Source organism: Inhella proteolytica, from assembly GCF_016093275.1.
GTDB lineage: Bacteria > Pseudomonadota > Gammaproteobacteria > Burkholderiales > Burkholderiaceae_C > Inhella > Inhella proteolytica.
The window spans coordinates 47,382-66,974 of the sequence record NZ_JAEDAK010000019.1; the positions used below are offsets into that span (position 1 = coordinate 47,382).

Annotated in this window: 16 protein-coding genes; 8 read left to right on the forward strand and 8 right to left on the reverse strand. The window is 69.9% G+C overall.

Features of this window, described 5'->3' with window-relative positions:
- Nucleotides 1-3: 3 nt before the first annotated feature.
- A complete protein-coding gene (locus tag I7X39_RS20200; RefSeq protein WP_198112989.1) occupies nt 4-828 on the forward strand; it encodes a helix-turn-helix domain-containing protein in 825 nt (274 codons plus the stop codon).
- Here I7X39_RS20200 and I7X39_RS20205 read toward each other — a convergent pair.
- The 4 genes from I7X39_RS20205 to I7X39_RS20220 form a co-directional block, all read right to left on the reverse strand.
- Nucleotides 800-2,662, reverse strand: coding sequence for a M64 family metallopeptidase (locus I7X39_RS20205; protein WP_198112990.1), 1,863 nt, complete (start codon nt 2,660-2,662; stop codon nt 800-802). The two genes, I7X39_RS20200 and I7X39_RS20205, sit on opposite strands and share 29 nt — an antisense overlap.
- Nucleotides 2,663-3,448: 786 nt before the next feature.
- Nucleotides 3,449-3,772, reverse strand: coding sequence for a hypothetical protein (locus tag I7X39_RS20210; protein WP_198112991.1), 324 nt, complete (start codon nt 3,770-3,772; stop codon nt 3,449-3,451).
- Complete coding sequence (locus tag I7X39_RS20215; RefSeq protein WP_198112992.1) at nt 3,772-4,470, reverse strand: aspartate/glutamate racemase family protein; 699 nt, start codon at nt 4,468-4,470, stop codon at nt 3,772-3,774. Before I7X39_RS20215 ends, I7X39_RS20210 begins: the two co-directional genes overlap by 1 nt.
- A 46-nt stretch (nt 4,471-4,516) precedes the next feature.
- Nucleotides 4,517-6,055, reverse strand: a complete 1,539-nt coding sequence (locus I7X39_RS20220; RefSeq protein ID WP_198112993.1) for a GGDEF domain-containing protein — start codon at nt 6,053-6,055, stop codon at nt 4,517-4,519.
- 132 nt (nt 6,056-6,187) lie between these two features.
- Between I7X39_RS20220 and I7X39_RS20225 the strand changes: the two genes are divergently transcribed.
- Genes I7X39_RS20225 through I7X39_RS20240 form a run of 4 tightly spaced genes read left to right on the forward strand, consistent with a single transcriptional unit; the run spans nt 6,188 to nt 9,194 of the window.
- The gene (locus I7X39_RS20225; protein WP_198112994.1) at nt 6,188-6,430 is read left to right on the forward strand and encodes a DUF3297 family protein; all 243 of its coding nucleotides are present in this window, start codon (nt 6,188-6,190) and stop codon (nt 6,428-6,430) included.
- An 18-nt stretch (nt 6,431-6,448) separates the two neighbouring features.
- Nucleotides 6,449-6,781 carry a hypothetical protein gene (locus I7X39_RS20230; protein WP_198112995.1) on the forward strand — a complete coding sequence of 111 codons (333 nt, stop codon included), beginning with the start codon at nt 6,449-6,451 and terminating at the stop codon, nt 6,779-6,781.
- A gap of 26 nt (nt 6,782-6,807) precedes the next feature.
- Entirely contained in the window at nt 6,808-8,511 is a 1,704-nt protein-coding gene (locus I7X39_RS20235; protein ID WP_198112996.1) for an ABC1 kinase family protein, read from the forward strand.
- Nucleotides 8,508-9,194 (forward strand): hypothetical protein, encoded by a 687-nt coding sequence (locus I7X39_RS20240; RefSeq protein WP_198112997.1) that lies wholly within the window; start codon nt 8,508-8,510, stop codon nt 9,192-9,194. The genes I7X39_RS20235 and I7X39_RS20240 overlap by 4 nt, the downstream gene beginning before the upstream one ends.
- 277 nt (nt 9,195-9,471) lie before the next feature.
- On the opposite strand, the gene I7X39_RS20245 is transcribed toward I7X39_RS20240, so the two are convergent.
- The 4 genes from I7X39_RS20245 to I7X39_RS20260 form a co-directional block, all read right to left on the reverse strand.
- Nucleotides 9,472-11,313 carry a glycoside hydrolase family protein gene (locus I7X39_RS20245; RefSeq protein ID WP_198112998.1) on the reverse strand — a complete coding sequence of 614 codons (1,842 nt, stop codon included), beginning with the start codon at nt 11,311-11,313 and terminating at the stop codon, nt 9,472-9,474.
- Nucleotides 11,314-11,387: 74 nt separating this feature from the next.
- Nucleotides 11,388-12,179 carry a dimethylarginine dimethylaminohydrolase family protein gene (locus I7X39_RS20250; protein WP_198112999.1) on the reverse strand — a complete coding sequence of 264 codons (792 nt, stop codon included), beginning with the start codon at nt 12,177-12,179 and terminating at the stop codon, nt 11,388-11,390.
- An 84-nt stretch (nt 12,180-12,263) separates the two neighbouring features.
- Nucleotides 12,264-14,957 carry a calcium-binding protein gene (locus tag I7X39_RS23515; RefSeq protein ID WP_198113000.1) on the reverse strand — a complete coding sequence of 898 codons (2,694 nt, stop codon included), beginning with the start codon at nt 14,955-14,957 and terminating at the stop codon, nt 12,264-12,266.
- A 73-nt stretch (nt 14,958-15,030) separates the two neighbouring features.
- On the reverse strand, nt 15,031-17,205 hold the full coding sequence (locus tag I7X39_RS20260) for a calcium-binding protein (RefSeq protein ID WP_198113001.1): 2,175 nt from the start codon (nt 17,203-17,205) through the stop codon (nt 15,031-15,033).
- 125 nt (nt 17,206-17,330) lie between these two features.
- On the opposite strand from I7X39_RS20260, the gene I7X39_RS20265 reads away from it, so the two are divergent.
- The 3 genes from I7X39_RS20265 to I7X39_RS20275 all read left to right on the forward strand — a co-directional run bounded on the left by I7X39_RS20265 (nt 17,331) and on the right by I7X39_RS20275 (nt 19,574).
- The gene (locus I7X39_RS20265) at nt 17,331-17,687 is read left to right on the forward strand and encodes a cupin domain-containing protein (RefSeq protein WP_198113002.1); all 357 of its coding nucleotides are present in this window, start codon (nt 17,331-17,333) and stop codon (nt 17,685-17,687) included.
- Nucleotides 17,688-17,695: 8 nt separating this feature from the next.
- Nucleotides 17,696-18,469 carry a transporter substrate-binding domain-containing protein gene (locus I7X39_RS20270; protein ID WP_198113003.1) on the forward strand — a complete coding sequence of 258 codons (774 nt, stop codon included), beginning with the start codon at nt 17,696-17,698 and terminating at the stop codon, nt 18,467-18,469.
- A 325-nt stretch (nt 18,470-18,794) separates the two neighbouring features.
- The gene (locus I7X39_RS20275; protein ID WP_198113004.1) at nt 18,795-19,574 is read left to right on the forward strand and encodes an ATP-grasp domain-containing protein; all 780 of its coding nucleotides are present in this window, start codon (nt 18,795-18,797) and stop codon (nt 19,572-19,574) included.
- Nucleotides 19,575-19,593 lie beyond the last annotated feature (19 nt).

Here is a 19,593-nt window from a genome sequence, read left to right on the forward strand (position 1 = left end):
TGCGTGCAGTGCTGGAACCTGCTGCCGGCCGACGATGGGGAGAGCCAGGCCCTGCTGCGCGGGGCGGCGCAGACGGCGATGCTGCTGGACGGCGTGCCGGGCCTGCTGTTCGTTGTCAAGGACGGCGCCGGGCGCTATGTGTCCTTCAACGCCTCGCTGGCGCGGCGCCTGGGCCGGCGCGAGGTGGAGCGCCTGCTGGGGCGGCCGGCGCGCGAGATCTGGCCCGCCGCGCTGGCGCAGCGCTACGAGAGCCAGGACGACTGGGTGGCGCAGCACCGCCAGCCGCTGCTGCAGCAGCTCGACCCCATCCTGCTGGCCGAGGGCCTGCCGGGCTGGGCGGTGACGCACAAGGTCCCGCTGCTGAACGCGCGCGGCGAGCAATGCGGGCTGCTGAGCCTGTCGCGCGACATCGAGGGCCTGGCGCGTGCGGCGGTGGACGACGGGCTGATCGAGGCGGTGGACCGCATGACCAAGGCCAGCGAGGGCCGGCTGACGGTGGCCGAGCTGAGCGCTCTGGCGGGCATGCGGCCGGCCAGCTTCGCGCGCCTGGTGCGGCGCATCTTCGGCATGGGGCCGATGGAGTTCATCGTCCACAACCGCGTGCGCGCCGCGGCCCTGCGCCTGCAGGGCGACGAGAGCCTGGCCGAGATCGCCCAGGGCTGCGGCTTCTACGACCAGGCGCAGTTCTGCCGCCAGTTCCGTCGCGTCATGGGGCTCTCGCCCTCGCAGCTGCGCGAGCAGGTGCGGCGCGCCCCCTCGCCCTGGCTGCTGCCAGGGCTGGGGAGCCTGCCGGGCTTGCTCAGTTGGGCAGGCTGTAGTTCAGCGTGAAGCTGCCACTGCCGCTGTAGGAGCGGACCTCCCAGTAGTAGTAGCCGGCGCTGCCGCTGTAGCTGATGGATTCCTGGCTGGTCGGGCCTTCGGACTTGGCCACCACCGCCCAGGCGCTGCCGTTCCACTTGTAGAGGAAGAGCTCGAAATCCACCGGCGCGGCGGGGCCCGTGAGCGTGGCGCTGAAAGTGCCGCCGTTGGCGCTGTAGTGGTAGCCGGGCGAGGCGCTGGGGTAGCTGGCCTTGCCGCCGCTGGTCAGGTTGCCGCTCACCGTGCTGCCGCCGCCGCTGCTCCGCACCGTCAGCGTGGCGCTGTTGCTGGTCACGCTGCCGCGGCTGTTGCTGACGACGACGGAGAAGCTGGCGCCGTTGTCGGCCGCCGTGGTGGCTGGCGTGGTGTAGCTCGGCGCGGTGGCGCCGCTGATGTTGCTGCCGTTGCGGCGCCACTGGTAGCTCAGCGCCGCGCTGCTGCTGGCGCTGACGCTGAAGGTCGCCGTACGGCCGGCGTCCACCGTCACGCTGGCGGGCTGGCTGCTGATGGTGGGCAGGCTGACCTGGGTGCCGGTGTAGGAGTCGAACACCACCTGGGCGCGCGCCTCGTTCACCACATGCCAGGGGTTGTTGAGCGCGCGCATGCGCGAGTTCTCGGTGGGGCGGTAAACACCACTGGTGCAGTACTTGGCGCCCTGGAACAGGCCCACCGTGCCGTTGGCCACCGAACCGGCCTGCGTGGGCACCGGCGTGTTGGCATTGATGTACTGGCGCCACTTGATGTTGGCGCGTGCGGTCTGGCGGGTGACGTTGACCTCGCTGGGCTCGCTGCTGGTGGCGCAGCTGCCGTAGTCGTACTCGTCGGCCAGGTTGAAGGCGGAATGGCCGATCTCGTGCAGCGCCACCTCGATGGACTGCGGGTGCAGGGTCATGGTGCCCACATTGCCCAGCGCCGCGCCGCCATAGGTGCTGCTGTTGGCCACCACCAGGTAGACGTCGCGGCCATCGGCGGGGGTCAGCGGGCTGACGGTGTTGAGCACCTTGTTCTCGTCCACACAGACCAGCCGCTCGATGTTGTAGCAACCGATCACCGTGCCCAGCGCGGTGTTGCGCGTCACGCCGCCTTCGCTGACGCCGGACTGGGCGCTGGCCACATCCACGCGGCGGATGTTGAAGGCGTTCTTGTGGCGGGCGAACAGCGGGTCGGCCAGGATGCCGTCGGCAATGCGGCGCGCCTCGGTCTGCCAGCGGCCCAGCTCGGCGCTGGTGAAGCCGTCGCCGATCAGGATCAAGTCCATGCGCGCGCCGGTGGCGCCGGATTCCCACAGCATGGCGCTGCCGCTGGCCACCGCCAGCGGGCTGATGCGGCTGCGCGCGGCGGCATCGGCCTGGGCCAGAGCCTCGATCTCGTTGCGGCCGATGCGCTTGAGCGCGTTGGCGGCGCTGATCGTCATGCGCCCGCTGCGCTGCTCCTGCAGCTCCACGCTGGCCAGGCCCTCGGGATAGGGCAGGCGCACCTCCAACGCACCCGCGCCGCTCAGATCCTTGGCCTGCTGGATCTTGCCGGTGCGCGGGTCAAACACCTCGGCGCGAATGTGGTTGGGCCGGCGCGTGGCCTGCCGGAACAGCTCCTGACCCTGGGCATCGCGCCCGATCACCAGCAGCTCACCCTCGGCCACCTCGCTGCGCTCGGGCTGCAGCGCGAAACGACCCTTCTGGGCATGGCTGATCGAGAGCTGCTGCTGGCCATCCTGCTGGATGCGCAGCAATACCTGCTGGGCCTGGGCACCGGCGCTGAGCAAGGCCAGGGCGCTGGCCAGCAGCGTGAGGCGGGGGGTGGACATGGTCGGTCTCCGGTGAACAGGGGGACCGGCATGCTCGGCAGATGCGAGCGGGCTGGCTTGTACGCAATGGCGGGCGCGGGCCGCAATGCGTACAAGGGGGTGTGCGGGCTTGTAACCGTATCGCGCAGACCGGGACTGGTGTGCTGCCGCAATCCCGTGAGACCTTAAAGCCATCCTGGCCAGGGCGCATCGTGTTCGGCGGTGTTTGTGTGTGGGAGCCCGCAGCCCGCAGGGGTCTTCAACCCCTGCACCCCGACCCGCATTTCTTTGTCTTGCCAAAGAAACGCGGGGCAAAGAAGGGCGCCAACCCGCACAGTCGCCCTCGGGGCGAACTGTGATGGCGGTGCTTGGGCTCACACTGACACGAGCCCTCATCTGACTTCCACGGGCAGGACGACGAAGGCGCCCGGAGTACCGGTCGTCCCGGGCACCGCAGACCATCACCCTTGGCGCTCCGAAGAACAAACCCCCAACGAGCACAAAACCTCTTCCTGTGCTGGATGGGGCTCCGCTCATCGCAGAAAGCCCGTGATGGTTCGCAGTGGTCTAGTCGGCCGGTACTCCGGCCAGCTTAGCGGGCAGGTTTTCGCAGTCCCAGGAGGGGTCTCGGAGCCATGTGAACCGGACGTGCAGTCGCGGCCGGCCCGAGGCCGGCTGCGTGCATTCAGCGCCTTTCTTTGCCCCGCGTTTCTTTGGCGCAGCAAAGAAATGCGGGTCGGGGTTCGGGGGCGAAGCCCCCGAGGGCTGCCTCGATGGACGCTCGATAGGCGCAACGAGCCAGAGCATTCATCGCCCCACCGCCGAAGCCGACGAAGCAGCCGGCACCACCACCTCCGGACACCCCCGCCGCTGCTCCAACCAATACACGATGTTCCCCACCAACACGATGCTCCCCGAGATCACCGTGGAGGTGGCCAGCACAGCGCCCTCGAACACCAGCTGGGCCACGCAGCCCTCGTTGACGCAGCCGCGCACGCGGTGGTACTCCGCCACTTCCAGCACCATCTTTCGGCGCTCGACCTGGCACTCGGCGTCGTACACGCTGACGGTGCGCGGGTAGGCGCAGGCGGTCAGCAGCAGCACGGCGGCGAGGGCCGCGGTGCGGCGCATCAGTCGAGCGAGCGCGCCAGCGCGGCGCGTGCCAGCAGGCGGGTCGAATCGAGCATGGGGAGCGGGCCCTCGGTGTCGGCCATCAGCAGGGGCAGCTCGGTGCAGCCGAGCACCACGCCGTCGCAGCGCTCCTCGTCACGCAGGCGCTGCATCACCTGCAGGCAGTGCTGGCGCGCGGTGTCGGTGAAGCTGCCGCGCACCATCTCGTCCATGATGAGCTGCGAGACCCGCTCGCGCTCGGCCGTGTTCGGGCGCACGCAGGCGATGCCGCGCACCGCCAGCGCCTGCGGGTAGACCTCGCTGCCCACCAGCCAGTTGGTGCCCAGCAGGCCCAGGCGGCGCAGGCCGCGCTGGTGCGCGGCCTTGGTCACGGCATCGGCGATCGAGATCCAGGGCAGGGGCGATTTGGGCAGCACCCAGGGCAGGGCCTGGTGGATGGTGTTGTCGGGGCAGATCAGGAAGCCCGCGCCGGCCTTGGCCAGCTTGCGCGCCGAGTCGAGCATCAGCGCGGCCACGGCGGGCAGGTCGCCAGCGTCGAGCGCCTCCACATAGCGGGCCAGGGAATGACCGTGCATCACCACCTCGGGGTGGGCATGCGGGCCCATGCGTTCGGCCGCTTCCAGGCAGAGCGTGCGGTAGCAGAGCGCCGCGCCTTCGGAGGAGCAGGCAACGATGCCAATGGCTTTGAGGGTGTCCATGCTGGGCCGGAGCATGGCGGCGCCGGCCGCATCTGGCAAGGCGGGGCTACGTGGAAAGCCGGTGCTTGCCGGCCGCCTTGGCGGCGTAGAGCGCGCGGTCGGCCCGCAGCATCAGGGCTTCGAGGTCTTCCTCGCCGCCGCTGAACAGCGCCAGGCCGATGCTGACGCTGACGGGCTGCTGCGTGGCAGCCCAGGGCGGAGCCAGCGCGGCCAGCAGGCGCTCGCCGGTCTGCCGGGCCTGCTCGGCATCGCTGTCGCCCAGCAGCAGCATGAACTCGTCGCCCCCCAGGCGCGCCACCACATCGGCGCTGCGGCTACCGGCTTGCAGGCGCTGCGCCACTTCCTTCAGCACGGCGTCGCCGGCGGCATGCCCCTCGTGGTCGTTGACGCCCTTGAAGCCGTCCAGGTCCAGCGCCAGCAGGGCCAGCGGGCGCTGCTGGCGGCGCGCCAGCTCCAGGCGCTGGTGGCCCAGCTCGAAGAACAGGCCGCGGTTGGCCAGGCCGGTCAGCGGGTCGTGGTTGGCCAGGTACTGCACCTGTTCCATGGCCTGGGCGGCGCGCTGCAGGGCCTGGCCCACCTCCTCGGCCTCGCGCAACTGCAGCTGGGGCAGCTGCAGGGCGCTGCCCTGCTGCAGGGTGGCGGCCGCTTGGTTGAGCGCGCGCACCGTGGCCAGCACGCGGCGCGCCAGCCACACCGCCGTCAGCACGCCGGCCAGCAGGGCCAGGGCGCCGGCCAGCGCCAGGTCGCGCAGCAGGCGCAGCTGCTCGGCCTGCAGCAGCGCCACCGGCGCGCCCACGGCGACGCGCCAGCCCCAGCGCTCGGAGGTGGTGAAGGCGGTGTAGACCGGCACGCCGTCTTTGGTGGTGCTCTTCAGGCGGCCCTCGCGCTGCCGGCTCAGGGCCTCGGCCAGTTCGGGGGTGACGGGCTGGCCCATGAAGCGCGCGGCGTCGCGCGAGCGCGTGACGATGCGGCCCGAGCGGTCCACCAGGGCCACCAGCCAGCCGTCGGGCAGGGCCTGGCGGGTCAGGAACTCGCTCAGGCGCGCGGCCGGCAGGCCCATGTTGAGGCTGTAGCGCACCTCATCGCCCACACGCACCGGCACGCCCATGGCCACGGTGGCACGGCCGGTCACGGGGCCGACGAACCAGTCGGTCAGCACGGTGCGGCGTTCACTGAACACCCGCCGCAAGGCCGGCGGCGTGCCACCCTGCGGCAGGGGCTGACCGGGCGGCACCAGGGTATTGAGCAGCTGACGCCCTTGAGCATCGGTGATGACGTAGTTGAGCAGGATGCCGCTGGCGATGGCCGCCTGGGCGCGCTGGCGGAAGTCCTCCAGCCGGCCCTCGGTCAGATCGTCGGAGGTGGCCAGCACCGCCAGCCCGCCTTCGATGGCAGCCCATTCGCTGTCCACCTCGGCCATCACCTTCTTGGCTAGCAGCAGGGTCTGCCCCTCCACCTGGGTGAGCAGCTGCTCACAGTAACGCTGCACCAGCAGAGCGCCGAAGGCCAGCAGCGGCAGCACGCACACCGCCACCAGCAAGGCCAGCTGCAGTTTGAGCGAATGGCGTGCGGCGCGGTGCGGCATCTTCCTCCCCGTTGCGGCCGCGAGCATCCCCGCTTCGCAGCGCGGCCGTCAATCCGGCGGGCGAAGGCCCTGCGGATCCATCAGGTATGCGCAGGAGAATCGCGGCCTTTGACCCTTTTTGCCGAATTCACCATGAGCGACACCCGCCCTCCGCTGCCCGACCACCTGGCCGTCGACCCGCGCAGCCCCCACCATGTGGCCGAAGTCTTCGAGCACGACATCGGCATCCGCTTCAATGGCAAGGAGCGCAGCGATGTGGAGGAGTACTGCGTCAGCGAGGGCTGGGTCAAGGTAGCGGCTGGCAAGACGGTGGACCGCAAGGGCCGGCCGATGCTGATCAAGCTCAAGGGCACGGTGGAAGCCTTCTACCGCTAAGCACCCAACAGGGATTCCATGAGCGACAACTACAAAGCGTTTCGCGTCCATCGCGCGTTGGCCGTGCTGTATGGCGTGCTGGCCTTGCTCCTGTCCAGCGCACTGTTCTTTCCACCCATGGGTTATGGCCAGTGGGGCGTGCTACCCGTACTCGTCTTCTTCGGCCTGGTTGCCTTCGTGCATGGCTGGACCGCGATGGCCTGCCGCGCGGGCAGCGAGCCGGGTCGCAAGGCATCCATTGCCATCGCCGTGTTGATGCTGTGCGGGTTTCCGATTGGTACTTTGATCGGCGCCTACCTGCTCAGCGTGACCTGGAAGGGCTGGCCGGCGCCCCAGTTCACGGCCTCCTGAGCTCGCCTTGAACTGATACTGGCCGCATGCTGATCGAAGCCGTCGGGGGCATGCAGGACATCGGGCGGATGCACGACATCGCGTCCGTGCTGGTGCGCCACGGCCTGGGCGACATGGTGCGGCGCTTCGGCCTGGCCGACGCTCTGGCGCGCGCCGGCCGCGCGCTGCACATCCCGCAGGCGGATGCGCTGGCGCGCCTGGAGCCGCCGGCGCAGACCCGGCGTGCGCTGGAAGAGCTGGGGCCCACCTTCGTCAAGCTCGGGCAGATCCTGGCCGGCCGCGCCGACCTGCTCGGCCCCGAGTGGATTGCCGAGCTCTCCAAGCTGCACAGCCGCGTGCCGCCGGTGCCGCTGGAGGCCCTGCGGCCGCAGCTGCGCGAGGACCTGGGCGGCGAGCCCGAGACGGTGTTCGCCGAGTTCGACCCCGAGCCGTTGGCGGCGGCCTCGATCGCCCAGGTGCACCGCGCCCGGCTGCAGGACGGCCGCGCGGTGGTGGTGAAGATCCGCCGCCCGAACATCCACGAGGTGGTGGAAGCCGACCTGCGCCTGCTGGCGCGCTTTGCCGCCAGCGCCGAACGCGACTGGCCGGCGCTGCAACCCTACCGCCCGGTGCAGCTGGTGCGCGAGTTCGCGCGCTCGTTGCGCCGCGAGCTGGACCTGGCCAACGAATGCCGCCAGGCCGAACGCATCGCCCGCAACCTGGCCGCGCTGCCCGAGGTGCAGATCCCGGCCGTGCACTGGGCCTTCACGCACGAGCGTGTGAACGTGCAGGACTTCATCGAGGGCGTGCCGGGCGAAGACCTGCAGCGCGTGGACCGCGCGGGCCTGGACCGCAAGCTGCTGGCCCAGCGCGGCGCGCGCGTGGTGCTGAAGATGATCGTCGAGGACGGCCTGTTCCACGCCGACCCGCACCCCGGCAATGTGTTCTACCTGCCCGGCAACCGCATCGCCCTGATCGACTTCGGCATGGTGGGCCGGCTCCCGTTGAAGCGCCGCGAGCAGCTGCTGCAGCTGCTGCTGGGCCTGGTGGAGCGGCGCCCGCAGGAAGTGGCCGACGTGCTGCTGGAATGGGCCGGCGACCGCCGCGCCGGCCTGAACCTGGAGCAGCTGGAAGACGAAATCGAGGCCTTCGTGGACCAGTACCACGGCGTGCCGCTGGCGCAGCTGCACCTTGGCCAGATGCTGGCCGAGGTGACCCAGGTGCTGCGCGAGCACCACTTGGCGCTGCCGCCCGATCTGGCCCTGCTGATCAAGGCCTTCATCTCGATGGAGGGCATGGGCCGCGCGCTCGACCCCGACTTCCACATGACGGCTGAGGCCCTGCCCCTGCTGCGCCAGGTGATGACGGCGCGCTACCAGCCCAAGGCCATCGCGCAGCGCGGCTGGAGCCTGCTGACGCGCACGCTCAAGGTGGCGCAGGGCCTGCCGGAAGACCTCTCGCGCCTGCTGCGCCGCGCCCGCCACGGGCAGTTGCGCGTGGGGGTGGACATCGCCCACATCCGCCAGGTGGGCGACCAGCTGGAGCGGGCGTCGAGCCGGCTGTCGCTCGCGCTGGTGATTGCCGCGCTGATCATCGGCTCGTCCATCGTCATGACGGTGGGCGGCGGGCCCACGCTGTTCGGCCTGCCGGCCTTCGGGCTGCTGGGCTTTCTGGCCGCGGTGGTGGGCGGGCTGGCGCTGCTGCGCTCGATCTGGCGCGGCTTTCGTGGCCGCGGGCTGGACGAGGAATGAGAGCCCTCCTGCTCGCTGCGCTGCTGCTGGCCGGCAGTGCGCGCGCAGACCCCGGCTACTACCTCGTGACACCCTACGCCATGCCGGGCGAGGCGGCGCTGGACCTGCGCTACTGGACCGTCAAGGCCGACCGCCGCAAGGCCACGCTGTGGCCCGAAGCCGGCCTGCGCCTGGGCCTGGGGCCGCGCTGGACGAGCACGCTCTTTCTCAGCGGCATCGGGCCAACGCTGCAGCGCCAGCGCCTGAGCTCGATCAACTGGGCGCACAACTGGGTGCTGAGCGAGGGCCGCAGCGACTGGGACTTCGGCCTGCACGCCCAGGGCATCCACCGCCCCGGCGAGGGCAATGCCTTCGAATGGGGCCCGCTGCTGCAGACCGATCAGGGCCTGACGCGCCTGAACCTCAACCTGCTGTTTGAGCGCGACTTCAAGGCCGGCGGCACGCAGCTGAAGCTGCAGTGGCAGGCCTTGCACCGCTTCGGCCGGGGCTTGCGCGCCGGCCTGCAGGGCTTTGGCGAGCTGGGCCGCTGGAACCATTGGAGCGCGCGCCCCTCGCTGCGCGCCGGCCCGGTGCTGCGCCTGGGCCTGGGGAATGCCGCCGAGCTGCAGATGGCCTGGCTGCGCGGCAAGACCTATGGCCGCACCGGCGCGATGTTCAGCACCCAGCTGCTGCTGAGTCTCTAAGGAAACGCTGAACAAGTCCCTGCGGAGCGCGTTTGCAAGAGAACCGGCCGGCTCGTAGACGGCGCGCGAAGGTCGGACTCGCCGTCCGACAGCCGAGCGCGCCAACGCCCGAGCAGGCCGGTTATCTTCCAAACCCTTGCGGGCCATCGACTTTTCGGGCGCTGGCCGGCGTTGCGACCCTTGCCCAGGCCACCAGCCTGGGCGGCGGCTCGCGCCTTGGCCAGCATTCCGAAAAAGTCGCGGCGCGCCCGCAGGGACTTGTTCAGCATTTCCTAAGTCACTGGCAGCCGGCCGTGCCCAGCCAGGTGCTCAGCGTACCCAGATCCTGGATGCCGACGCTGCCGTTGGCGTCCCAGAACACCAGGCGCTGGCCGCTCAGGGTGATGCCGACGTAGGTGTTCGTCGTCGGGTAGTGGCGGTAGTAGTAATCGCCCGCCGTCTTGGAGCCCTGCGGCTGCGGCTGGAACAGGCTGGCGTATTGGCGCTCGCCCCAGCTGAACAGGCAGTCGGCCTGCTCGCTCAGCGTGCGCGCCTGGGGCTTGAGCTCGACCAGTTGCAGGCCGCGCGCGGGCACGCTGGTGCTCAGCTCCAGCACGCCGCTGCTGGGGCTGAGGTCGCTGCGCGTCTCCTGCACCGGGCTGGCCAGCAGGCTCTGCAGCGCCGTGGCATCCACCTTGGCCGGGTTGCCGGCCACGCTGAGTTCCTGCACGGCATTGCTGGGCGTGCGCAGCACCGCCTGGTAGCGGCCGCTGCCCAGGCCTTTCACACGCACCGTGGTGCTCTGCGCGCTGCTGCCGTCGTTCGTCAGCACCAGCAGGGTGCGGTCGCTCAGCTGGGCGCCCAGGGCCAGCAGGGGCAGGGTTTCGGCGGCGTAGCCGGCCAGGCAGTTGCTCTGGCACACCTGGGTGCTGAGCTGGGTGGCGCCGCGCAGCTGGGTGTGCGCCCAGAAGGCCCAGGCCGAGGGGTTGATGCGCGCCTTGCCCGCCGTGGTGCTGAAGTCGAACAGCGCCATGATGGGCACGCCGGCATAGAAGTGCGCGGCCTGGACGTTCTGCGCCGGGTCCTGGAACTGCGTGAGCACGGCACTGGCGTAGGACTGCGTGCGCGCCTCGCCAAAGAAGGCGTTGCCGCATTGGTTGCCCAGGCCGATGTTCCATTCGGTGAGGTGGATCGGCAGGCTGCTGCCGCCCTGGTTGTTCACCAGACTGCGCAGATTGCGCAGGAAGGTGGCACTCTCGGTCGGGCTGGCGCGATCGCAGCTGCCGTACAGGTGGGCGGAGTAGAAATCCAGGTTGCTCAGGCCCACGCCGGCGATGAAGCCGTTGGCCGGGTTGCCGGCCACGGTGCTGGTGGTGAGGATGCTGCGCGTGAAGCCGGGGCCGCCGATGCGCAGGCTCTTGCCGGCCGTCTGCGCCGCGGCACGCACACGCGTCACCGTTTCGCGGAACAGGGTGTAGAAGTCCGATTGCGTGCCGCGCCAGAAGCCGCCGTCGGGTTCGTTGTGCACCTCCACGAACACCGGGTCCACCGCCGCCACGCCCGCCGTGGGCTTGAAGCGACCGATGACATGCTGGTAGATGTTGGTGGCCACCTTGGCCCAGGCCACCGGGTCGGCGGTGTTGTTGGGGCCGTTGTAGCTCTCGCCCAGGCGCAGATAGGTGGCGGCGCCGGTGCTGGCCACTTCCTTCAGCGCGGTGTCGGTGCCGCTGAAGTCGTAGTTCGCCGTGTTGTTGAGGTCGGCGTCGGCGCTCGAAGTGGGCGTCCAGGTGAAGGTGGGGATGCCGCCGGTGCCGGTGAGCTCGCAGCCGCTGACGGTCTGCGCCGGGCTCACGCCGGTGTTGAGCTTGGTGGCGGCGGTGTAGGTGCTGCAGAGGTCCAGGCCAGCGTCGTGCAGGCGCACCTGGCTGAGGCCGAAGGCGGCGTAGAGGTTGGCGGCATCCAGGGTGGTGGCCGCGCCCTGCGTGGGCTTGGTGGAAAAGCCCGGCTTGCGGTTGACGCCGAACACATCGCGAATGGCGCCCTGTGGCTGCGCCAGGTCCACCTCCACGCGCAGGCTTTGCGCGCTGGCGGCCAGGTGCAAGCCCATCGAACCGATCAGACAAGCGAGCAGCGGGCGCATGCGGCACTCCGGTGGGGGCGGGGCTTCATCATGCCCAAGCCCCCACGGGCGCCGCAAGCGGGTTCAGGGCGGAATCAGGGTTCGATCAAGCTCAGGCAGGTCAGCCCCGCCTCGGCGCGGCCGAAGGCGGGAATGCCCACCGCATGCAGCGCGATGCCGCGCTGAGCGGCCTCGGGGCCCAGGCGCTCCAGCGTGCGCGGAAAGGCGGCATTGGCCAGCCAGGCCTGCGGCAGGCGCAGCACGTTGGCGGCGAAGGGTTCGGCCGCGTCCACGTGCAGGAACTGGAAACCCATCAGTGCGGCCGCGTCCACCCACTCGGGATTGATGAGCAGGGTCTCGTCATCCAGCGCGGTGCAGGCGGTCTTGAGGTGCAGGCTCGGGCCCAGGGGCACGGCGTCCACCTGGTAGCCGAAGGGCTGCAGCAGGCTGCGCAGCTGCTCCACCGCGGCGGCATTGCTGCGCGTGGAAAGGCCCACCAGCAGCCGCTTGCCGATGCGCAGCACGTCGCCGCCATCCAGCGTGGCCGGCGCCTGCAGGGTGTGCAGGGGCAGGCCGCGCGCGGCCAGGGCGGCCTGCAGGTGCACGGGCTCGGCCTGGCGGCTGGCCACGCCGGGGCGGGTCAGCACGGTGAGCTCGGGCAGCAGCAGGGCGGCGTCTTCGACGAACACCGAATCGGGGAACTGCGGCAGCGCCGGCAGCACCACCACCTGCAGGCCCAGCTGCGTGAGCGCACGCCGGTAGGCCTGGTGCTCGACCAGCAGGTCGGCGTAGTCGATCGGTTCACGCGCCAGGTGCGTGAGTTCACAGGCCTCGGGCAGGGTGACGGCGGGTTCGCGTACCCAGGCGTGGCGGGGGGTTTGGGACATGGGGGCAGCCTCGTGAGCAAGGCCGCCATTCTGGGCGGCGGCCCCCCCGCGCGGCGGCGAGCAGGCTTCGCCGCCGGAGCACGCTCAGCCGGGCAAATCAGGCGCGGGCGGCAGGCCCACCAGCGCCACGGCCATCGGCAACGGCTGCGTCAGGTCCAGCTCGCCATCGGCAAAGCGCAGCGTCTCGATGTCGAACAGCTGGTCGTTGCCGTCGCGGCCGCTCACCAGGTCGTGCACGCGGAACTGGCCCTGGGCATCGGGCTCGATGCGGTACTCGCTGCGCAGGCCGCGGTACACGGCCACGTCCTTGCCCTTGCCCCCGTACAGGCTGTCGTCGCCACCGCGGCCTTCCAGCGTGTCATCGCCGCCCTCGCCCCAGAGTGCGTAGCCGAGGTCGTTGCCGATCAGCTGGTCATCGCCCGGGCTGGCCTGATGCCGGCTGGGCTGACGCAGCGCGGGCTCGTCCAGGCTCACCACCTGTCCATCACTGAAACGCAGCTGCTCGATGCCCCGCAGCGCCACGCTGCGGCCGTCGATCTGCAGCTGCCAGCCGCCGCCGTCGCCGGCCTGCAGCTGCAGGGCGCTGCGGCCCAGCACGGTGTCGAGCTGCAGGGTGTCCAGGCCGCTGCCTCCCTGCAACGTGGTGAGGTCCTTGAACAGATGGTGCGAACGGGCAGCGCCGGGGGCCGGGTTCAGATCGGCCAGCTGGAGCTGAATGCCGCCGTAGTTCAGGGTCTCGATGTTCTGCAGCCAGCTGCGACCATCGGCATGCTCGATCAGCCACTGACCGCGCGCGGCGTCGAAGTGCGGCGTCGCATAGTCCGACAGGCGGCCAGGCAGGTAGAGCATGTCCTGGCCCGCCCCGCCGTCCAGCTCGTCCTCGCCCTGGCTGAGCATGAGGAGGTCGTCGTCCGCGCTGCCCAGCAGCCAGTCGTTCGCCGCCGTGCCGCCCAGCCAGCCGCGCTCGGCCAGGCTCTGCTTGAGCCGGCCATCGGCCTGGATCTCGAACTCGCCATCCAGCAGGCGCAGGCGCTCGATGCCCTGCAGCGTCAGCCCGCCCCCGGCCAGCGGCAGCTGCCAGGCCGCACCCACACGGACCAGCGCGCCCTCGATGGCCTGGCTGCCCAGGGGCAGCACCAGCAAATCCTGGCCGGCGCCGCCGTCGAAGTGACTCAGGCCCCTGAAGCCGAGCAGGGTGTCATCGCCCGCACCACCCTGGCCGCGCGCCAGCGCTTCGCTCAGGCGCAGGCGCAGCGGCGGCATGCTCGGTTCGACGAAGTAGGGCAGGTTTTCGCCCGTGATGAGCAAGTACTCCACCCCCTCCAGGCGCGCGTCCAGGTGCTCGGCCTGCAGGCGCCAGCTGCCGTCGGCCTGGGGGCTCAGCGCATAGCTGCCCAGGCCGCGCGTGAGCTGCACGGTGTCCTCGCCGGCGCCGCCGCGCAGCAGCAGCTGCTGGCGTTCCTGCAGCACGGGGATGCCGGCACTGCCGGTTTGCGCTTCGAAGACAACGCCCTTCCAGTCCAGCCAGGCGGGCGCATCCGCCTGCAGCAGGTCGTCGCCTGCGCCCCCATCCAGCACATCGTTGCCACCGGCGCCGCCGTCGAGCGCGTCGTCACCCGCGCCGCCCATCAAGTGATCGTCGCCGGCATGGCCCCGCAGGCGATCGCCCCCCTCCCCGCCCTGCACCAGCAGGCGGCCGCCCGCGCCGGCACCGGGCTGGGCCAGGGCGTCGCGGAACTGCAGGGTTTCGATGCTGCGCAGCTGCAGGCTCAGGCCGCCCTCAAGTTCCAGCCGCCACTCGCCAGGGGCTTGCTCGCGCAGGCTGCGCAGCTCGGCCAGCTGGAAGCTCAGTACCAGGCTGTCCTGGCCCGCACCGCCATCAAAGCCCGTCTGCCCGAGGGTGGCGTAGAGGCGGTCGTCGCCCGCACCGGGCGTGCGCAGCAGGTCGGCCAGCACCAGGGTCTGGCCGGCAGAGTCCACGCGCTCGATCTGCTCCAGCTGCACGCGCTGGTAGGGGTTGCTGAGGGTCCAGCGGCCGCCCTCAAACTGGAACTCGTATGCGCCGAAGCCCATGGGCAGCACGGCCAGGTCATCGCCCTCGCCCCCGTCGAGCTGGTCATCGCCCAGGCCGCCGCTCAGCACATCGTTGCCGGCGCCGCCGCGCAGCAGGTCACGGCCGGCATGGCCGTTCAGGCGGTCGTCGCCCGCGCCGCCCTGCTGCTGCAAGCGGCCGTCCACGGCCGTGCTCAGGTCGACCACGCGGTTGCTGAACTGGATGCGCTCGATGCCGGCCAGGCGCAGCGTGCTGCCGAAGTTGTGCAGGCTCCAGCCCTGCTCGGCATCCCATTGCAGGTTCAAGTCCCAGTCGGACAACTCCTGGTCCACCATCAGCAGGTCGTTGCCGGCGCCGCCATCGATGAAGCCGCGGCCGGCGTAGGCGTAGAAGGTCTGGTCGGCGGCGCTGGCCTGCAGCTGCTGCGCCAGCGCGCTCAGTTCGATGCGCAGCTCGCGGAACTGCAGGGCCTCAATGCCGTCCAGGCTGTCCTCGCTGTTCAGGCCCAAGACCTTCCACTGGCCGCTGGCCGGGTCCTGCTCGATGCGGTAGCTGCCCAGGCTGTCGTCGTACAGCGCCAGGTCCTGGCCCGCACCGCCCACCAGCTGGTTGCGGCCCTTGCCGCCGTACAGCGTGTCGTTGCCGGCGCCGCCGTCGATGTGCTCATCGTCGCGGCTGCCGCGCAGCAGGTCATCGCCTGCGGTGCCTTGCAGGATGTTCGTCATGGCTTCTCCCTGAGTCTTGTTGGAACCGGCGCGGATTCTGGTCAGGCAGCCCCAGCCCGGCCTGTGATGGCCGTCACCCGATTTCGATCTCGGGCACGCCGATCAGCGCCAGCTCCTGCAGGTTGAGGAGGGCGTCAGCAAACTGCAGGCTCTCGATGCTTTGCAGCCGCGTCTGCCCTTCCGGGTGCTGCAGCAGCCAGCTGCCGCTGCCGGGCTCCAACTGCAGCTGGCAGGCGGAGCGGGCGTAGGGCAGCCAGGCGCGATCCTGGCCGGGGCCGCCGTCCAGCAGATCCTGGCCCGCGCCGGCCACCAGCAGGTCGTTGCCGGCGCCGCCCTGCAGCCAGTCGTCGCCGGCATCGCCCCAGAGCTGGTCGTCCTGCGCGCCGCCGATCAGGTGGTCGGGGCCGGCGTGGCCGAACACCGGTCCGGCCAACCAGGGATGGTGCTGCATGACGCGGCTGCCCGCCGGGTCGAGCTGCAAGCGCTGGTAGCCGACCAGCAGGGTCTCGATGCCGCGCAGGCTCAGCAGACCGGCGGTGCTGGGTACCCACCAGAGGCCGGTCTGCGCATCGAAGCGGATGGCCTGGCCGGGAATCAGGGCATCGATCAACAGGCTGTCCTGCCCCGCGCCGCCCTCGAAGCTGCGCAGGCCGGCGAAGGCCACCAAGGCGTCGTCGCCCGCGGCACCCTGACCGCTGACGAGCTCCGCATTGAGGGGCACGCGTGCGCCGTGCAGGATCAAGCACTCGACACCCTCCAGCTGCGCTTGGCCCGCCGAGCTTTTCAGCAGCCAGCCTTGATCGGTCGCCTCCAAGCGGTACTGGCTGGGCAGGCCCTGAAGGTCCACAACGTCTTCACCAAGACCGCCCTGCACGCGCAGCTCCGCGCCCATGCTCAGGGGCAGGGGCACCCCTGGAAGCGGCGTCCATTCCACGTACTCGGAATGGCCGATGCCCGAGACCCGATCCAGCCAGAACCCGTCGTCGCCAGCGCCGCCGTCCAGCCAGTCGTTCCCACCCTTGCTGCCGTACAGGCTGTCGTCGCCCGCCCCGCCCATCAGGTAGTCATCCCCTACGTGGCCTTCCAGCATCTGCCCGTCCTCGTCGCCTCGCAACCACAAGCGGTTCGTGGCGGCGCTGGCGACGAGATCAATGCGCCCGTCGCGCAACTGCAGAAACTCCATGTCCTTCAAATGCAGTTCGCGTTCGTCCAGGGTCAGCAGCCAGCTGCCATCGGCCTGACGCTGTGGCATGCCGGCCAGTTGGTACAACCAACCCGGCACATGGGCCACATCCACGCCCGCACCGCCCGACAAGCCCGTGCCCGGCCCGACCAGGTAGAGATCGTCATCGCCCTCCGTCGCTCCGCGCTGAAGAGCCGCCAGCTCAACACGAAGGTTGTCGAACTCCAGCCATTCGACGTTGATGAGTTCCGAGGCATAGGTGCCCTCGCCAAGGCGCCAGAGCTGCTGATCCTGCAGCCAGACCAGCCGGGCCTCGCGCCCATCGCCCAGGCCTGCCACCGCATCGTTGCCGGCACCGCCATCGAGCCGATCCGCGCCTCCACCGCCGTCAAGCCGGTCGTCGCCAGCGCCGCCGACGATCCAGTCCTTGCCTCGCTGTCCTTGCAGCTGGTCGGCGCCTTCGGTGCCTTCAATCCACAGCATGCCCTCGCGCGCGGGGGCCAGCATCAGGCTGCGGTCCGTGAACTGCAGACGTTCAATCGAGAGCAGTTGCACTTGCCCCCAGCGGTCCCTGCCCAGCAACCAGCACGCTTGCGTGTCGTCCCAGCGCAAGGGTTCGCCCAGGTTTGCAAGGCGGCCACTGAACTGCAGGGTGTCCGTGCCCTCGCCGCCGTCGAACAGGTCACGGCCCTGGAAGGCATAGAAGTGGTCATCGCCCGCCGTGGCCTGCAGCTGGGCCTGGTAGTCGGCCAGGCTGATCTCCAGGTCGCTGAAGCGTAGGCGCTCGACTGCTTCCAGGGTGACGCTGGTGAAGCCGTTGCTCACCTGCCAGCCCTCGTCGAGGGGGTTCCACTGAAAATGGAAATCGCCGAAACGCTGACCGATGACCGCGGTATCCAACCCCGCCCCACCGATCAAGCGGTTGTGCCCCTTGCCGCCATACAGCGTGTCATTCCCCGCGCCGCCGTCGAGCCAGTCATCGCCGTCGCCACCGCGCAAGTCGTCATCGCCGGGCCCGCCCAGCAGCTGCAGGGCCGTGGGGCGGCCCGTGGATTCGCTTTGCATCGCACTCCCTGTTTGTCGTTCACCGCTCTGTCGGCGGCGGCGCGCATTCTTCAAGCGCGGCGGGCCGTGCAGGGTTCACGCGCGGTAATTCCTGTAAGCCTTTGTGCGGCCTATGCTGAGCGCGCATGAAGCCCGCCATCACGACCATCGGCCCCACGGAGGGCCAGCAGCCCACGCTCGATCAACCGCGCGCCGACCGCCGCGTGCAGGGCGCACCCTGGCGCAAGACCTGGCTGCAGCACGAGGCCGGGCCGATGTGCGCCGGCGTGTGGGAGTGCGAGGTGGGGCGCTGGCGCATCGCGTTTGCGCCGAACAAGCAGGAGTACTTCTTTGTGCTCAGCGGGCGCGTGCGCCTGCATGGGCCGGACGGCACCAGCACCGACATCGGCCCCGGCGAGGCGGCGGTGATTCCGCCCGGCTTCGAGGGCGAGTTCGAGGTGCTGGAGCCGGTGCGCAAGCAGTTCGTGCTGGTCGAGGTCTGAGCGTCGGCATGCGCTGGCTGGCTCTGACCCTGCTGTGCCTGGCGCCGGCGCTCACGCTGGCGGCGGATTGCCCGCAGCCGCTGCGCATCGGCTTCATCGACGACGACGCCAGCCCCTACATCCGCGGCCGCGGCAGCGAGTTCCAGGCCGAGCCCGGCTCCACCGTGCGCCTGACCCGCCAGGCCCTGGAGCTGCTGGGCTGCCCGGCCGAGCTGGTGCGCCGGCCGGTGCGCCGCCTGGTGGCCGAGACCCTGCACGACGAGCTGCAGGTGGCCATGCTGATGCGCGCCGATTCCCCCGACCGCGCCGCACTCGGCTTCCCGCGCCGGGCCGATGGCAGCGTGGACCCGCGTCTGGCGCTGGGCGAATCGCGCGTGGTGTTGTTCGTGCGGCGCCCGCCGCCCGGACAGGCCTTGCCCGTGGCCAACCCGGCGCGCCTGAGCCTGGGCGTGATTGCCGGCAGCCCGGTGGAGGCCGCGGCGCGGCGCGCCGGCTGGCATTACCAGACCGCCACCAGCCGCAGCAGCGCGCTGGCCATGCTGCGCGGCGGCCGCTTCGAGGCGCTGGTGGATGTGGAGGGTGCGATCGCACCCGAAGAGCTGCAGCGCGAGCCCGCGCTACGCGTACTGCAACCGCCGCTGCAGCGCGCCTTCTTCCACGCCGCGCTCAGCCCGGCCCTGCTGCAGGCGCAGCCGCAGTTCGCGCAGCGCTTCTGGGCCGCCCTGTGCAAGCTCTCGCGGCCTAGCCAGCCGGGGCTGGGGCCCTGCCCTCAAAGCCTGTGAATGAATCCGGCGCGCCACTAGCGGGTGTCGGGTTTCACTGAAGGCTGAACCGCCTACGACGGCCGATTGATGATTTGCCGGGATGTGAGTCTCAAGGATTTGAACCGGTGTTTCGTTCAACTTTGAATTCCCGGCAGATCGTCTCGTTCCAGTTTGAACTTTCGACTCCCCCTGCTCCTGCATCGCCCGAACACGGGGCGTTGACGGGCCCGCGGCGAAGTCTGGGAACATCCGGCGCTGGTTCGCGACTTCATGAGCACTTGCTCGTCTACCCCGCGCGACCCAAGACCCACAACGCACCTCCATCGGCTCGGCTCGCGCCCTAATGCATTGGATCCTGCAGAAAAACCTTATCAACCCCACCGACCTCGCCAGATTTGAGCGCGCGCTGCAGGAGCATCAAACGCCGTACAGCTTGGTCAGCCTGGTGCCGTTCTTCCATGAGCTGGCGGATGAGCCTGAAGATCTGCCTGCTGACGGCATCTTTGTCTATGGGAGCACAGGGCTCGGCCAGGTGGCGCGCACCCGGAGATGGATGCCTGGCTACTTTGATGAAGGTCTCGACTACGAACTCATGATTGCACGCTACGGTCGGCGAGCCCTCAACGCAGGCGCGATCTGCGCACCGCTCCAAGAGCTGACTCGTGTCTGGGACAGGTTCTTCGTTCGGCCGGTGCTGGACAACAAGTCCTTTGCCGGCACTGTCATGACCTGGCAGGAACTGGAAGAGTTCAGAGGAGGAGTGGCAAGAGTTGCTGATGCCCCCGACGTGACCCTGCGCCTCACCGACCGCGTCGTCATGGCCCCTTTGAGCCCCATTGATGCCGAATTTCGCTTCTTCGTCATTGGTGGCGAGGTAGTCACGGGATCGCGCTACAAGCTCGGCGATCGCTTGGCGGTCTCCAACGAGATTCCTCAGTCCGTCCTCGAGTTCGCTCAGTCTTCGTTGGACATTTGGATCCCGAACAAGGCGTTCACGTTGGACGTCGCGGTCTCTGGCGGTGACTTGCGAGTTCTCGAGCTCAATTCGGCCAATTCCGCAGGCGTGTATGCGTGCGATGTCGGTCTGATCGTCGCAGCAGTGAACTCGCACCTTGCGGCCTAAGAGGTGGTGCCCTGTCCCC